The organism is Streptomyces sp. NPDC053750 (assembly GCF_044544295.1).
Taxonomy (GTDB): domain Bacteria; phylum Actinomycetota; class Actinomycetes; order Streptomycetales; family Streptomycetaceae; genus Streptomyces.
Genome location: NZ_JBITXB010000003.1, coordinates 624,149 through 638,191, shown reverse-complemented (window position 1 = coordinate 638,191; position 14,043 = coordinate 624,149). Strand labels below are relative to the sequence as shown.

The 14,043-nt window shown below is 71.8% G+C and carries 15 protein-coding genes; 3 read left to right on the top strand and 12 right to left on the bottom strand.

Annotated features, from left to right (window positions below):
- Window positions 1-27: 27 nt before the first annotated feature.
- From ACIGO6_RS12245 to ACIGO6_RS12220, 6 genes are all read right to left on the bottom strand, one after another.
- On the bottom strand, window positions 28-639 hold the full coding sequence (locus ACIGO6_RS12245) for a sugar kinase (RefSeq protein ID WP_399874738.1): 612 nt from the start codon (window positions 637-639) through the stop codon (window positions 28-30).
- On the bottom strand, window positions 636-1,784 hold the full coding sequence (locus ACIGO6_RS12240) for an ROK family glucokinase (RefSeq protein WP_100044432.1): 1,149 nt from the start codon (window positions 1,782-1,784) through the stop codon (window positions 636-638). The genes ACIGO6_RS12245 and ACIGO6_RS12240 overlap by 4 nt, the downstream gene beginning before the upstream one ends.
- A 139-nt stretch (window positions 1,785-1,923) precedes the next feature.
- Complete coding sequence (locus ACIGO6_RS12235) at window positions 1,924-2,715, bottom strand: ATP-binding cassette domain-containing protein (protein ID WP_399874737.1); 792 nt, start codon at window positions 2,713-2,715, stop codon at window positions 1,924-1,926.
- On the bottom strand, window positions 2,712-3,767 hold the full coding sequence (locus tag ACIGO6_RS12230; protein WP_399874735.1) for an ABC transporter permease: 1,056 nt from the start codon (window positions 3,765-3,767) through the stop codon (window positions 2,712-2,714). The genes ACIGO6_RS12235 and ACIGO6_RS12230 overlap by 4 nt, the downstream gene beginning before the upstream one ends.
- Window positions 3,764-4,768, bottom strand: a complete 1,005-nt coding sequence (locus ACIGO6_RS12225; protein ID WP_399874733.1) for a sugar ABC transporter substrate-binding protein — start codon at window positions 4,766-4,768, stop codon at window positions 3,764-3,766. Before ACIGO6_RS12225 ends, ACIGO6_RS12230 begins: the two co-directional genes overlap by 4 nt.
- Window positions 4,769-4,967: 199 nt before the next feature.
- Window positions 4,968-5,705: a myo-inositol degradation transcriptional regulator gene (locus ACIGO6_RS12220; protein ID WP_399874903.1), complete on the bottom strand. Its 738-nt coding sequence runs from the start codon at window positions 5,703-5,705 to the stop codon at window positions 4,968-4,970.
- Window positions 5,706-5,834: 129 nt separating this feature from the next.
- On the opposite strand from ACIGO6_RS12220, the gene ACIGO6_RS12215 reads away from it, so the two are divergent.
- On the top strand, window positions 5,835-6,857 hold the full coding sequence (locus ACIGO6_RS12215) for a Gfo/Idh/MocA family oxidoreductase (protein ID WP_399874732.1): 1,023 nt from the start codon (window positions 5,835-5,837) through the stop codon (window positions 6,855-6,857).
- A gap of 9 nt (window positions 6,858-6,866) precedes the next feature.
- Here ACIGO6_RS12215 and ACIGO6_RS12210 read toward each other — a convergent pair whose 3' ends face one another.
- Both ACIGO6_RS12210 and ACIGO6_RS12205 read right to left on the bottom strand, forming a co-directional pair.
- Window positions 6,867-7,547: a response regulator gene (locus tag ACIGO6_RS12210; protein ID WP_399874730.1), complete on the bottom strand. Its 681-nt coding sequence runs from the start codon at window positions 7,545-7,547 to the stop codon at window positions 6,867-6,869.
- A gap of 103 nt (window positions 7,548-7,650) precedes the next feature.
- Complete coding sequence (locus ACIGO6_RS12205; RefSeq protein ID WP_399874728.1) at window positions 7,651-8,901, bottom strand: histidine kinase; 1,251 nt, start codon at window positions 8,899-8,901, stop codon at window positions 7,651-7,653.
- Window positions 8,902-9,079: 178 nt separating this feature from the next.
- Here ACIGO6_RS12205 and ACIGO6_RS12200 point away from each other — a divergent pair, with 178 nt between their 5' ends.
- Window positions 9,080-9,280: a hypothetical protein gene (locus tag ACIGO6_RS12200; RefSeq protein ID WP_399874727.1), complete on the top strand. Its 201-nt coding sequence runs from the start codon at window positions 9,080-9,082 to the stop codon at window positions 9,278-9,280.
- A gap of 46 nt (window positions 9,281-9,326) precedes the next feature.
- On the opposite strand, the gene ACIGO6_RS12195 is transcribed toward ACIGO6_RS12200, so the two are convergent.
- Together ACIGO6_RS12195 and ACIGO6_RS12190 are read right to left on the bottom strand one after the other, a co-directional pair.
- Window positions 9,327-9,734, bottom strand: a complete 408-nt coding sequence (locus tag ACIGO6_RS12195) for a ribonuclease domain-containing protein (RefSeq protein ID WP_399874725.1) — start codon at window positions 9,732-9,734, stop codon at window positions 9,327-9,329.
- Between the two features lie 94 nt (window positions 9,735-9,828).
- Window positions 9,829-10,455: a dihydrofolate reductase family protein gene (locus ACIGO6_RS12190; RefSeq protein ID WP_399874724.1), complete on the bottom strand. Its 627-nt coding sequence runs from the start codon at window positions 10,453-10,455 to the stop codon at window positions 9,829-9,831.
- Window positions 10,456-10,560: 105 nt separating this feature from the next.
- On the opposite strand from ACIGO6_RS12190, the gene ACIGO6_RS12185 reads away from it, so the two are divergent.
- Window positions 10,561-11,355, top strand: a complete 795-nt coding sequence (locus tag ACIGO6_RS12185) for an SDR family NAD(P)-dependent oxidoreductase (RefSeq protein WP_399874722.1) — start codon at window positions 10,561-10,563, stop codon at window positions 11,353-11,355.
- A gap of 96 nt (window positions 11,356-11,451) precedes the next feature.
- Here the strand turns inward: ACIGO6_RS12185 and alc are convergent, their stop codons facing one another.
- The gene (gene alc, locus ACIGO6_RS12180) at window positions 11,452-12,582 is read right to left on the bottom strand and encodes an allantoicase (RefSeq protein ID WP_399874720.1); all 1,131 of its coding nucleotides are present in this window, start codon (window positions 12,580-12,582) and stop codon (window positions 11,452-11,454) included.
- 61 nt (window positions 12,583-12,643) lie between these two features.
- The gene (gene allB, locus ACIGO6_RS12175; protein WP_399874718.1) at window positions 12,644-13,984 is read right to left on the bottom strand and encodes an allantoinase AllB; all 1,341 of its coding nucleotides are present in this window, start codon (window positions 13,982-13,984) and stop codon (window positions 12,644-12,646) included.
- Between the last annotated feature and the right edge of the window lie 59 nt (window positions 13,985-14,043).

Below are 14,043 nucleotides of genomic sequence, written 5' to 3'. Positions count from 1 at the left end.
TCGGCCCCGGAGGACCACCGGAGCAGGTCAGGGAACGGTGCGCGAGACGACGTACACCATCGGGTAGTCCGGGTTCTCCATGTTCACGACGACGTCCTGGGTGGGCGCCGGGTTGCGCTGCTCGTTGACCAGGCCCCACCAGGAACCGGACCCGCCGAACTCCCAGCCGGTGACCTGCTGGGCGCGGTCGCTGATGGCGATCTTCTCCTGCTGCAGTGCGTCCCGGTCGACGCCCAGCCCCGCCAGGAAGGCGTCCAGACCGGCGTTGGTGGTCTCGAACTGGACGTAGAGGCGACTGGTCTTCCAGTTGTTCGTCTCGTAGTACGCGACCTCTTCGGACGGTATCGGGACGGGCACCTCGTAGATGCGGCGCTGCAGTTTCGACGGCCAGCCCTCGGTCATGCCGGTCGCCGCGTACTTCGCCTCCTTCTCCCTGCCGCTGTCGCGGCTCTGGTTGGCGGAGATCACGAGGTAGCCGGCCGGGATGCCGATGAGCAGCACGATGGTGAGCAGGGTGAGCGTCCGGCGCCGGATCATGTGCCGGCGGTCCTCGACCGGAGGCCCGGGCTCCTGAGGAGCGCCTGCCTGAGGGGTGCCCGACTCAGGGGTGCCCGCCTGGTGCGGCAGCGGATCGGTCACAGCGACTCCCGGGAGGTGCGGCGGGCCTCGGCGTACCGCTCGTAGCGCTCGTACCGCTCCACCCGGCGCCGCTTGGCGCGGCGGAACCGGCGGGCGACCAGCCGGGCCAGGTCGGCGGCGCCCACCATGCCGGCCTCGGGACCGAGCTGGGCGCGGACGATGCGGGCCTCGGGGCGGTAGCCGCGGCCGGTGAGCTGGCGCTTGAAGGCGTCGCGCGCCGGGCCGATCAGCAGGTCGTCGGCGGCGCTGACCCCGCCGCCGATCACGAAGCAGGACGGGTCGAGGGCCGCGGCGAGGTTGGCGATGCCGACGCCGAGCCACTGGCCGATGTCCTGGAGCAGCTCGACGCACATGGCGTCGCCGTCACGGGCCAGCTCGGTGATCATCGGGCCGGTGATGTCGCCGATGCTGCCCTTGACGTGCTCGATGATCCCGTACGCCACCGGCGAGTCGGCGGCCGCCAGCTCGCGGGCCTCCCTGACCAGGGCGTTGCCGGAGCTGTACTGCTCCCAGCAGCCGCGGTTGCCGCACGGGCAGCGGTGGCCGCCGGGCACGACCTGCATGTGGCCGAACTCGCCGGCGACGCCGTACTTGCCCCGCTTGACCTGGCCGTCCTCCAAAATCGCGCCGCCGATGCCGGTGCCCAGCGTGATCATGACGAGGTGGTCCTCGCCGCGGCCGGCGCCGAAACGCCACTCGGCCCAGGCCGCCGTGTTGGCGTCGTTGTCCACCAGGACGGGGACCGCGAGGCGGCCGGCGATGCGGTCGCGCAGCGGTTCGTTGCGCCAGGACAGGTGGGGGGCGAACAGCACGCGGTTGCGGTCGGCGTCGACCCAGCCGGCCGCGCCGATGCCGACGGCGTGCACGTCGTGCCGGTCGGAGAGGTCCAGGACCAGTTCGACGATGGTGTCCTCGACGACCTTGGGGCTCTTGGACTTGTCGGGGGTCTCCGTGCGGAGCTTCTCCAGGATGTTGCCGTCGGCGTCGACGACGCCCGCCATGACTTTCGTACCGCCGATGTCGATGCCGACCGTCGGCACGCGGGGTGCCGTCAGGTGCGAGCGGCGTTCCCGCGTGCCCACGGTGCGCAGGACCGGGGCGCGGCGGGAGCCGATGGGGGCGGTGAAGTCGCGGTAGGTGCTCATCGGGTGCGATTGTGCCGCACGCTCATGCTGGGTGCCGAATGGACAGGGTGCAGGTGGAACGGTTCGTTGCCGGGTTCCGGTGCGTCGTGGCTGGTCGCGCCCACGCGGCGGAGCCGCAAATTGGCACAGCCCCGCGCCCCTAGCGGCGTTCCAGTTCATGGCGTAGATCGTCCAGCTCGTTTCCGCCTGCCATCTGCCGCGTCAGCTCGTCCAGCGTGATGTCCTCCCGCTCGTGATTGCCCACCATCGTGCCGCGCTTGAGGAGCACGAACCTGTCGCCCACCAGGTACGCGTGGTGCGGGTTGTGGGTGATCAAGACAACACCCAGGCCCTGGTCCCGTGCCGCCGCCACATACTTCAGGACCACGCCGGACTGCTTCACGCCCAGGGCCGCCGTCGGCTCGTCCAGCACGAGCACCTTCGCGCCGAAGTGCACCGCGCGGGCGATCGCCACGCACTGGCGTTCGCCGCCGGAGAGGGTGCCGATGGGCTGGTCGACGTCGCGCAGGTCGATGCCCATGCGCAGGAGTTCGGCGCGGGTGGTGCGGCGCATGTGGTCGACGTCCATGCGCTTGAAGGGGGCGACGCCCTTGCGGGGCTCGGAGCCGAGGAAGAAGTTCCGCCAGACCGGCATGAGCGGGACGACGGCCAGGTCCTGGTAGACGGTGGCGATGCCGCGGTCCAGGGCCTCGCGCGGGGAGGAGAGGCGGGTCTCCTCGCCGTCGAGGCTCAGCGTGCCGCCGTCGTGCTGGTGCAGGCCGGCGATGATCTTGATGAGGGTCGACTTGCCCGCGCCGTTGTCGCCGAGCACGCAGGTGATCTCACCGGCGTGGACCTCCAGCGACACGCCTTCGAGGGCGCGCACGTTGCCGTAGTTCTTGCTGACGTCGGACAGCTCGACGAGCGCCGTACGTGCTGCGGTCTGCGTCATTTCGCGGCCTCCGCGCGCTTGCGGACCCAGGCGTTGAGCAGGGTCGCGAGGAGCAGCATCGCTCCGAGGAAGAACTTGAACCAGTCGGGGTTCCACTCGGCGAAGACGATGCCCTTGCTGGTCATGCCGAAGATGAACGCGCCGACCGCCGAGCCGACGGCGCTGCCGTACCCACCGGTGATCAGGCAGCCGCCGATGACGGCCGCGATGATGTAGATCAGCTCGTTGCCGACGCCCTCGCCGGACTGGACGACGTCGTAGGAGAAGAGCAGGTGCTGGCCGGCGATCCAGGCGCCGAAGGCGACGCCCATGTAGAGGCCGATCCTGGTCCTGGTGACCGGGACGCCCACCGCGCGGGCGGCGTCCTTGTTGCCGCCGACCGCGAAGATCCAGTTGCCGGCACGGGTGCGCAGCAGGATCCAGCTGGCTACGGCGACCAGGGCGAGCCACCACAGGATGGTGACCTTGAAGCCGACGCCGCCGATGGTGATCGTGGAGGCGAAGACCTCGCGGGCGGAGGTGAAGCCCTCCATGTCGGCGATCGTCTTGGTGGAGACGGTGCCGTCGATCAGCTTGGTGAAGCCCAGGTTCAGGCCGGTCAGCATCAGGAAGGTGCCCAGCGTGATGATGAAGCTGGGCAGCTTGGTGCGGGTGAGCATGAAGCCGTTGAAGGCGCCGATCGCCAGGGTGACCAGCAGGGAGACGCCGACGCCGACCCAGACGTTGGCGGTCATCTGGTAGCTGAACATCGACGACACGAGCGCCGACGAGGTGACCATGACGCCCGCGGACAGGTCGAACTCGCCGCCGATCATCAGCAGCGCCACGGGCACGGCCATGATGCCGATCGTGGAGGCGGCGTAGAGCACCGTGCTGAGGCTGGAGGCGCGCAGGAAGCTGTCGGCGAAGAGCGCGAAGAAGACGAAGACGGCGATCGCGCCGACGACGGAGCCCAGCTCGGGACGGCCCAGCAGCTTCCGCAGCACAGAGGTCTGCAGAATCCTTTCGTCAGCCCTGTCGTCAACGGTTGCCGCGTCCGTGGTCGCGCTCATCGGGTGCCTCGCTCGGTGTAGTCGGCCAGCTCGGCGGCGTCGTCCTTGGTGATGATCTGCGGCCCGGTGAGCACCGGCCGGCCGCCACCGAGGACGTCGGCGTTGTACTTGTACAGCCACAGCAGGTCGACCGCCTCGTAGCCCTGGAGGTAGGGCTGCTGGTCGACGGCGAAGCCGAGGGTGCCGTCCTGCAGCCCGGCGGCCACCTTGGCGTTGAGGTCGAAGGTGTCGATCTCGGCCTTGCTGCCCGCGCCCTGCTTGGCCTTCACCGCGGTGTCGGCGTAGGGGGCGCCCAGGGTGACGACGGCGTCGACGGCCTTGTCCGTCTGGAGCTTCGCCTCGAGGGCGGACTGCACGTCCGGCATGCTGGTGCCGTTGACGTAGAGCCGCTCGACCTTGCCGTCGAAGGTCTTCTCCACGCCGTCGCAGCGCTGCTCGTGACCGACGTTGCCCTGCTCGTGCAGCACGCAGAGCGCCTGCCCCCGGCCCCGGGCGTTCAGCTCCTCGCCGACGGCCTCACCGGCGATCGTCTCGTCCTGACCGATGTGGGTGAGCGCGCCGAACTCCTTGGACTCCTGCGAGCCGGAGTTCACGGTGACCACCGGGATGCCGGCCTTCCGGGCCCGGTCCAGGGCGGACTTCATGGCGTCGGGCTTGGCGAGGGTGACGATGATCCCGTCGACCTTCTTGTCGACGGCCGCGTCCACGAGCTGCGCCTGCTGCTGCGCCTCGTCGTCGTGGGAGTACAGGAAGTTGATGTTGTCCTTGACGGCGGCCTGCTCGGCGCCGCTCTGGACGATGTCCCAGAAGGTGTCGCCGTCGCCCGAGTGGGTGATCATCGCGAAGGTCCAGCGGGGTGTGTTCACCGCCGCCTTCCCCTGGGCCGCCGCGGCCTTGCGGGCGTCCTCGGCGCGCTTGCCGCCGGTGCTGCTGCAGCCGGCCAGGGACAGCGACAGTGCCCCCGCCAGCGCGATGCCTACCCAGGTCCGAAACCGTGCCACGAGGCCGTGCCCTTCTTGCTGTGCCGTGCTGTGCGTGCCGGGGTTCCGCGGGAACCCGGCCGGGTTCTCGAAACCCCAAACGCCCCATTGTCCGACATGGCAATCGATCACCCGGCGCCGGGGAGCGGGCACCGGTCACATTGTCCGGACATGAGGACCACCTCGCACGGCGAACGGCACGGCGCCACCACGGCCCGGATCAGGACCGTACGAGCAGCTGGAACTCGAAGGAGTAGCGGGACGGCCGGTACGTGTGCGTGCCGAACTCGACCGCGCGCCCCGTGTCGTCGAACGTGGTGCGCTGCATGGTGAGCAGCGGGGCGCCCTCGTCCTCTCCGAGCCGCTCGGCCTCGTCGGCGGTGGCGGCGCGGGCGCCGATGGACTGGCGGGCGCTGTGCAGGGTGATCCCGGCGGCGCGCATCAGCCGGTACAGGCCCGTGGCCTCCAGCTGTCCGGTGTCCAGGTCGACGAGACCGGGCGGCAGGTAGTTGCACAGGTACGCCATCGGCTCCCCGTGAGTCAGCCGCAGCCGTTCCACCCGGTGCACATCGCTCTCCTCGGCCACGCCGAGCGCGGCGGCGACCTCGGCGGTCGCGGGCACGACGGTGTTGACCAGGACCTTCGTGGCCGGGCGCTGGCCCGCCGCCTCCAGGTCGTCGTAGAGACTGCTGAGCTCGAGCGGACGTTTGACCTTGCTGTGCACGACCTGGGTGCCGACGCCGCGGCGGCGCACGAGCAGGCCCTTGTCGACGAGCGACTGGATGGCCTGGCGGACGGTGGGCCGGGACAGACCGAGCCGCGCGGCGAGCTCGATCTCGTTGCCCAGCAGACTGCCCGGGGTCAGCGCGCCGTGCTCGATCGCGGCCTCCAGCTGCTGGGCCAGCTGGAAGTACAGCGGCACGGGGCTGCTGCGATCCACGCTGAGCTCCAGCGCCACGGTCGGGTCCACTTCTGGTTTCGGCACGGGGCGAGCGTAGCTCCGTGCGCTGTTGACGGGAAGTCGTGTAGTTCGGTTGTCCGGACATACGCATTGACAGCGCGCGGGCTGTGAGCCCACTTTGATTCCATGCGCATCGGGGTCATCGGTACGGGCCGTATCGGCACCGTCCACGCGAACACGCTCAGCCGCCATCGCGACGTCGGATCGCTGATCCTCACGGACGCCGATCTCGCGCGGGCCCAGGAGCTGGCGCACCGGCTGGGCGAGACGGCGGCCCCGGGAGTGGACGAGATCTTCCGGTGGGGCGTGGACGCCGTGGTGATCACCACCGCGACGCCGGCCCACGCCGAACTGATCGGCCGGGCGGCGCGCTCGGGGCTGCCGGTGTTCTGCGAGAAGCCCATCGCGCTGGACCTGGGCGGCACCTTGCAGGCGATCGCCGAGGTGGAGGCCGCCGGCACGATTCTGCAGATGGGCTTCCAGCGGCGCTTCGACGCGGGCTACACGGGCGCCCGGGAGGCGGTACGGTCCGGGCGGCTCGGCCGGCTGCACACCGTCCGGGCGGTGACGAGCGACCAGGCGCCACCGCCGGCCGCGTATCTGCCGCAGTCCGGCGGGCTCTACCGGGACACCCTGATCCACGACTTCGACGTCCTGCGCTGGGTGACCGGGCGGGAGATCACCGACGTGTACGCCGCCGGGTCCGACGCCGGGCCGCCGATGTTCCGGGCGGCGGACGACGTGGACACGGGCGCGGCGCTCCTCACGCTGGACGACGGCACGCTCGCCACGGTCACCGCGACGCGGCTGAACGGCGCGGGGTACGACGTGCGCATGGAGCTGGCCGGGGAGCTGGACCAGATCGTCGTCGGCCTGGACGACCGCACGCCGATCGCCTCGACCGAGCCGACCGGACCGCCGGCCGCGGACCGGCCGTGGACGGGGTTCGTGGAGCGCTTCGGCCCCGCCTACGCGGCGGAGCTGGCCGCGTTCGTCGAGGTGGTGCGCGGCGAGCGGGCCAACCCGTGCGACGGGCGCGAGGCGCTGCAGGCCCTGCGGGTCGCCGAGGCCTGCGAGATCTCCCGGCGCGAGCGCAGATCCGTACGGCTGGCGGAGATCCCGGGCGCGGCGGCGTCCATGGCGGGGTGACGGCAGGACCTAGGCCCTGTCCTCCCCCTCGTCGTCCAGCAGCCCCGCGTCGTACACCAACAGCGCCACCTGCACCCGGTTGTTGAGCTCGAGCTTGGCCAGGATGCGGGAGACGTGGGTCTTGACCGTGGCCACGCTCATGAAGAGTTCCGACGCGATGGCGGCGTTGGCCATGCCCCGGCCGACCGCGACGGCGACCTCGCGCTCACGGTCGTTGAGCGAGGCCACGCGGGCACGCGCGCGCGTGCGTCTGGTGTCGGCGGCGGTGCCGGCGGCGTGCTCCATCAGCCGCCGGGTCACGGCGGGCGACAGTACGGGATCGCCGGCGGCGACCCTGCGCACCGCGTCGAGGATCTCGGCGGGCGGGGTGTCCTTGAGGACGAACCCGGCGGCGCCGGCGCGCAGGGCCCGCAGCACCTGCTCGTCGGCGTGGAAGGTGGTGAGCACGACGACCTGCGGGGCGTCCGCGCGGCCCCGCAGCCGCTCGGTGGCGGTCAGCCCGTCCACCACCGGCATCCGGATGTCCATCAGGACGACGTCCGGGCGGGTGCGGTCGACGAGTGCCTCGACCGCGTCGCCGTCGGCGGCCTCCCCGACGATCTCGACGTCGTCGGCGCCGCCCAGCATGAAGGACAGCCCCGCCCGTACCAGCGGGTCGTCATCGACGAGGAGCAGTCTGATCGCAGTCATGACCTTACGTAATCACGCTTCCCGGAGGCCGAGTTCGGCCCCGACGCGACGGACGCCCGGTCTCGGACGTCCGGTCTGTGACGCCCGGTCCCGGACGCCCGGCTCATCCCCACGGCAGTCGCGCCCGGACCTCGAAGCCGCCCTCGGAGGTCGGACCGTGGTCCAGGGTGCCGCCCGCGAGCATGGCGCGCTCGGTGAGCCCGATCAAGCCCTGCCCGGATCCGGGCACGTGGGGCACCTCTCCCTCCGGCGGGGCGTTGCGCACCGAGAGGGCGAGACCGTCCCCGGGCGCTCCTTGGAGGGAGACGGTGACCTCGGTGCCGGGGGCGTGCTTGCGCGCGTTGGTCAGCGCCTCCTGGGCGATGCGGTAGGCGGTGCGGCCCACGGAGGCGGGCACGGCGGCGGGGTCGGTGACGCGGCCGGCGAGGGCGACCTTCATGCCGGCCTCGCGGGACTCGGCGACCAGCGCGTCGAGGGCCGCGAGCGTCGGCTGGGGGCGCCCCGCGTCGTCGGACTCCCCCGCCCGCAGGACGCCGATGATCTCCCGTAGGTCCTGGAGGGCCTCGTGCGCGCTCTCGCGGATGACACCGGCCGCCCGCGCCACCTCCGTCCGGGACGCGTCGGGGCGGAACTCGAGGGCGCCCGCGTGCACGCTGAGCAGCGTCAGCCGGTGTGCGAGGACGTCGTGCATCTCCCGGGCGATGGCCTCCCGGGCCAGGCGTTGCGCCTGCTCGGCCCGCAGCCGTGCCTCCGCCTCGGCGTGCCGGGCGCGGTCGCGCAGGCTGAGCAGGAGCCGGCGCTTGGCGCGGACGAGCGACCCCCAGCCGATGACCGTCACCCCGAGCAGCACGCTGATGAAGAGCGACGCGAGATAGGGCAGGCCCGGCTCCGGGCGCATCCAGTAGAACAGGGGCGTCACGGCGAGACCCGCGCCGCCGATCCAGGCCACGTACCGGAACGGCCGGTGCACGGCGAGCGTGAACACGGAGACCAGGACGGCGCCGCCCGCGGTGGCCGAGACCAGCGAGACGGGAACCATCGCCACGGCCAGCCCGACCGGCCACCGGCGCCGGAGCCAGACGGCGGCGCAGGACAGGGCGCCGATCACCTGGTCGGCCACGGCCATGGCGGCTGAGAGGTTCGGTTCGTCCTCCAGCACGTCGGTCACCAGCAGTCCGACGGTGACCGCCAGCAGGAAGCAGGCGAAGTCGACGATCCAGTCGCGCGCGGTGCGCCGGGTCCGCCCGCCGGGCCCCCGCGACTCCGGGTACAGGTCCTCGACCAGCGCCGCCGGCAGCACCCAGCGCCGCTTGGCGAACGCCGGGGGTGCCGTGGCCTGCTTGTCACTGTTCACAGTCGACAAATCTACGCAGCGATGCTGTCCGGCACGGCCCGGAGAACGGGATCACCGACCAAAGTCGCGGAACCGGCGACTTTCGGCGCGCCGCGGCGCGTGCGACGGCGCCTTCCGTCGGGCAGGACTCGCCCCGCGGCCGATGTGTGTGGGGGGACCGCGGGGCGAGGGTCGGGGCATGAAGGAATTGCTGGAGTTCCTGGGGCTGATCGCCGTGATCCAGGGGGTGGCGGGCCTGGTGCACGAGTTCACCGACTGGAACTGGGGCCTGGTGCAGCGGATCGGTTTCCTCGACGGTTACGAGGTGTACGCCAGTGTCGCGCTGCTGGCTCTCGGCGGCGCGCTGTTCGCCGCCGCCGACAGCCGGAGGTCCGGGTGAGCCGAGGCCCCTTCGGACCGGCGTTCGGACCGGCGTTCGGCCGCCCTCAGCAGCCGTGATCGACGAGGTCGAACGACGCGTAGTGGTCGGCCGTGTAGTAGTCCTCCTGGTGGTCCTCACCGGTGACGATGCGGCGGGCGCCGCGCGTGTCGGAGCCCGGCGTGATCACCGTGTACTCGTGGTAGTACCCGGAGGACTGGCTGGGCAGGATGCCCTCCCGGTTCTGGAAGACGGTCCCGTCCTGCTCGAAGGGGTAGGGGCCGCCCTGCTCGATCAGGTCGAGGGTGTCGTGCGCCTGCGAGGGCAGGTCGCTGTAGCAGATGTCGCCGACCGCGGCGGTGGCGGCGCCCGCGGTGGTCGCGGAGACGGTGCCGCCCATGAGGAGGGCGGACAGGACTGCGGCTGCCGCGCCGAACCGGGCGGCGCGGGTGGGGACGCGTGGGGGGAATCGCATGACCTCATGATGACGCGCGTAGACAGTGGCATGTCAATGACAAGAACGTGGAGTTTCCCCGGACGTCCCATGTGTTTTCGGCGAGTTCACCTGGTCAGGCGTTCTCCGGCAGCTCGAACGAGCCGTACTCGGGGCGCCCGGCCAGGTCGTACGACTGGATGGAGACGCCCGCGGCCGTGACGCGCCCGCCGGAGTGCCGGAAGGCGGCCGGCAGGGCACCCTCCGCGAAGAGGCGGTGCCCGGCGCCGAGCACCACGGGGAAGGTCGACAGGTGGACGGTGTCGACGAGGCCGAGCGCCAGCAGGGTCCTCGCGAGGGCTCCGCTGCCGTGTACCTGGACCTCCCCGTCGGTGCGCTCCTTCAGCGCGGTGACCTCCGTGGCGAGGTCGCCGTCGAGCACGGTCGTGCCCGCCCAGCCGGGGTCGGTGAGGGTGGTGGAGGCGACGTACTTCGGCAGAGCGTTCAGCCGGGACGCGATGAGGTTGGCGGGGTCGGTGATCCTCGGCCAGTAGGAGGCGAAGATCGCGTAGGTGCGGCGGCCAAGGAGGAACGCGCCGGCCCGGTCGAAGAGGTCGTCGACGAACCGGCCGAAGTCCTCGTCCACGTACGGGACGGTCCAGCCGCCCTGGCCGAAGCCGTCGCGGGTGTCCTCCTGCGGCCCGCCGGGGGCCTGGTGGACCCCGTCGAGGGTGACCATGGCGGCGAGCACGAGCTTGCCCATGACGGATGCCTGCCTTTCGTCGTGCGGATCCTTCGGCGACTCATCGGTCAGGTCGACGTCCGTTCGCCGCCAGCGTGCGCCGGTCCGCCCCGCTGAGATGGATGCATGAACACGAACGAGAGCACGCACACCGACACGAACCCGAACTCACTCGCACGCTCCTCCACGCCGCTGACCGGCCGCACGGCCCTCGTGACCGGCGGCAGCCGGGGCATCGGTGCGGCGACCGCACTGCGGCTGGCGCGGGAGGGCGCGGACGTGGCACTGACCTACGTGAACGGCAAGGACGCGGCCGCGGACGTCGTACGGGCCGTCGAGGCCCTGGGACGCCGGGCGGTGGCCCTGCGGGCGGACTCCGCCGACGCCGAGGAGGCGGCGGGGGCGGTGGACCGTGCGGCGCAGGCGCTCGGCGGCGGCCCCGACGTGCTGGTCAACAACGTGGGCCTCGGTCTGCTCGGCCCGCTGGAGAGCCTGTCGCTCGCCGACGTGGACCGGCTGCTGGCCGTGAACGTCCGGGGCGTCTTCCTGGCCTCGCAGGCAGCCGCGGCCCGCATGACGGAGGGCGGCCGGATCATCACCGTCGGGACCTGTATGACCCAGCGCGTGCCCGGCCCCGGCGGCACGCTGTACGCGATGAGCAAGTCGGCGCTGATCGGGCTGACCAAGGCGCTGGCCAGGGAGCTGGGCCCGCGCGGGATCACGGCGAACATCGTCCACCCCGGGCCGATCGACACCGCCATGAACCCGGCGGACGGTCCCTACGCGGACGGGCAGGCGGCCATGACCGCGCTGGGCCGCTTCGGCACGGCGGACGAGGTGGCGTCCACGGTGGCGTACCTGGCGAGCGCCTCGTACGTCACCGGCGCGGAGTTCGCGGTGGACGGCGGCCACGCGGCGTAGGCGACACGCTCGCCGGTACAGGCGGTACGCATGCATGCGCGCGGGGCGCACCGGTGCTGTCCGGCCGGTGCGCCCCGCGGGTTCACGAGCGGCGGGTCAGCCGCCCAGTTCCTGGTGGCGGGCGGCCAGGTGGGTCGCGCCGTCCTCCGTCAGGGAGCCGAACAGGCGCAGGCGGGAGATGCCGCCGTCGGGGAAGATGTCCACGCGCGCGTGGGTGCCGACGGCCGCGTCGGGCAGGACGAAGCGGTGGTTGGTGTCGGGCTGCATCCGGGTGCGCGGGAGCACCTCGCGCCACTCGCCGTCCTCGCCGTCCTTGACGGACACCGAGGCCCAGCCGGCCGAGTTGCCCTTCAGGTAGGCCGTGTCGATCTCGATCGCGCGGATCTGGACGCGGTCCACCAGGCGGTAGCTGATCCAGTCGTTGCCCTGGTCGCGGCGGCGGCGGGTCTCCCAGCCGTCGTCCATCTTGCGGGAGCGGCCCGGCTGGATGGTGTTGGTGGCCGGCGAGTAGAAGAGGTTGGAGGCGTCCTCGACCTGGCCGCCGTTCTCCAGGGCGACCACGTCGAAGGTGCCGAGGGCGGCGAGCCACGCCGGGTCGGGCACGACCTCGCCGTGGACGCGCAGGCGGGCGATGCCGCCGTCGGGGTGCTGCTTGAGGCGCAGGTGGGTGAAGCGCTGCTCGGCCGAGACGGCGAAGCCGTTGGCGGCGTGGCCGCCGACCGCGGTGCGCGGGACGAGGGTCGTCCACTTCACGTCGTCGGCGAGGAGTTCCTCGGGCGACGGGGAGCCCTCGACCGAGGCGCCCTCCACGGAGACCGCCTGCGGGTAGTTGCCGCGGAAGTGGGCGGTGTCGACGACGATGCCGCGGATCACGCCGGGGGCGCCGAGGCGGATCAGCGCCCAGTCGTGGTCGTCCTCGGTGGGCCAGGGGTGCTCGGCCGACGCGCCGCGGCGCCGGCGGGTCTCCCAGCCGTCCATGACCTTGCCCTTGTGCCCGAAGTGCTCGGGGTCGAACTCGGCGGGCTCGGGCACCAGCAGGTTCTCGCGCTGGGCGAAGAACTCGTCGTTGGCGGCGACGACACCGGCGCCGAGTCGCCGGTCGGCGAGGTTGGCGTACTGGGTGAAGGGGAGGTCGGTGGCGCGGTAGTCCGCGTACGGGTCACCGCCTCCGTAGGGGTTCGCATCGCCGGTGAAGCTGGCCAACGAGGGGTTCTGCTGGGCCGTCACGGTGATCAGGTGTTCCTTTCGGGGTCGTTCGAGTGAGTGTTGGGGCAGGTCCGGACATGGATCAGGGGGTCCGGGTGAGGAGCTGTCCCTTCGGATCGGTGAACGCGCCGTCCGCCACGATGCGCTGTCCGCGCAGCCAGGTGGACTTCACGACGCCGTACAGGGTCTTGCCCGCGTACGCGGTGACGCGGTTGCGGTGCTGGAGGGCGGCCGGGTCGACGGTGAAGGTCTCGTCGGGGGCGAGGACGGCGAAGTCGGCGTCGTGGCCGGCCGCGATGGCGCCCTTGCGTCCGTCGAGTCCCACCTGGCGGGCGGTGTGCGTGGACATCCAGCGCACGACGTCCTCCAGGCCGAGGCCCCGCTCGCGGGCCTTGGTCCACATCGCCGGCAGGCTGAGCTGGAGGCCGGCGATGCCGCCCCAGGCGGTGGCGAAGTCGTCGGTCTTGAGGTCGACGGTGGACGGCGAGTGGTCGGTGACCACGCAGTCGATGGTGCCGTCGACGAGCGCCTGCCACAGCAGGTCCTGGTTGGCGGCCTCGCGGATGGGCGGGCAGCACTTGAACTCGCTGGCGCCGTCCGGCACTTCCTCGGCGGTGAGGGTGAGGTAGTGGGGGCAGGTCTCCACGGTGATCCGTACGCCGTCGGCGCGGGCCTCGGCGATCAGCGGCAGGGCGTCGCTGGAGGAGAGGTGGAGGACGTGCACGCGCGCGTTGAGCCGCTTCGCCTGCGCGATGAGGGTCGCGATCGCGGTGTCCTCGGCGTCGCGCGGGCGGCTGGCGAGGAAGTGGGAGTACTTCGGGCCGCCCTGCTGCGGGGCCGAGGCCAGGTGGTGCGGGTCCTCGGCGTGCACGATCAGCAGGCCGTCGAAGGCGGCGATCTCCGCGAGGGACCGGGCGAGCTGCTCCTGGTCGAGGTGCGGGAACTCGTCCACGCCCGACGGGGACAGGAACGCCTTGAAGCCGAAGACCCCGGCCTCGTGCAGCGGGCGCAGGTCCTTGACGTTGTCCGGCAGTGCGCCGCCCCAGAAGCCGACGTCGATGTGGGCCTTGTCCGCGGCGACCTCGCGCTTGGTGCGGAGGTTGTCGACCGTGGTGGTCGGCGGGATGGAGTTCAGCGGCATGTCGACGAGGGTGGTGATGCCGCCGGCCGCCGCGGCGCGGGTGGCGGTCCAGAAGCCCTCCCACTCGGTGCGCCCAGGGTCGTTCACGTGCACGTGGGTGTCGACGAGGCCGGGCAGCACGACGTGGTCGCCGACGTCCTCCAGCCGGGCGCCTTCCGGGACGGGGGCGTCGTACGGCAGGACCGCCGTGATCTTCTCCCCGGTCACCGCGATCGACGCGGCGCGTATCCCCTCGGGGGTGACGACGCGCGTCGAGCGCAGCACCAGTTCAGCTTCGGACACCCGAACCCCTCATCTCTCCTCCGACTTCAACGTTCTGTTGAAGGAGTCTTCATTCCCGG

Bases quoted from the DNA above. Each gene is read 5' to 3' on its own strand.
- ACIGO6_RS12240 (WP_100044432.1), bottom strand. From the start codon at position 1,784: ATGAGCACCTACCGCGACTTCACCGCCCCCATCGGCTCCCGCCGCGCC.
- ACIGO6_RS12235 (WP_399874737.1), bottom strand. From the start codon at position 2,715: ATGACGCAGACCGCAGCACGTACGGCGCTCGTCGAGCTGTCCGACGTC.
- ACIGO6_RS12230 (WP_399874735.1), bottom strand. From the start codon at position 3,767: ATGAGCGCGACCACGGACGCGGCAACCGTTGACGACAGGGCTGACGAA.
- ACIGO6_RS12215 (WP_399874732.1), top strand. From the start codon at position 5,835: ATGCGCATCGGGGTCATCGGTACGGGCCGTATCGGCACCGTCCACGCG.
- ACIGO6_RS12210 (WP_399874730.1), bottom strand. From the start codon at position 7,547: ATGACTGCGATCAGACTGCTCCTCGTCGATGACGACCCGCTGGTACGG.
- ACIGO6_RS12200 (WP_399874727.1), top strand. From the start codon at position 9,080: ATGAAGGAATTGCTGGAGTTCCTGGGGCTGATCGCCGTGATCCAGGGG.
- ACIGO6_RS12195 (WP_399874725.1), bottom strand. From the start codon at position 9,734: ATGCGATTCCCCCCACGCGTCCCCACCCGCGCCGCCCGGTTCGGCGCG.
- ACIGO6_RS12190 (WP_399874724.1), bottom strand. From the start codon at position 10,455: ATGGGCAAGCTCGTGCTCGCCGCCATGGTCACCCTCGACGGGGTCCAC.
- ACIGO6_RS12185 (WP_399874722.1), top strand. From the start codon at position 10,561: ATGAACACGAACGAGAGCACGCACACCGACACGAACCCGAACTCACTC.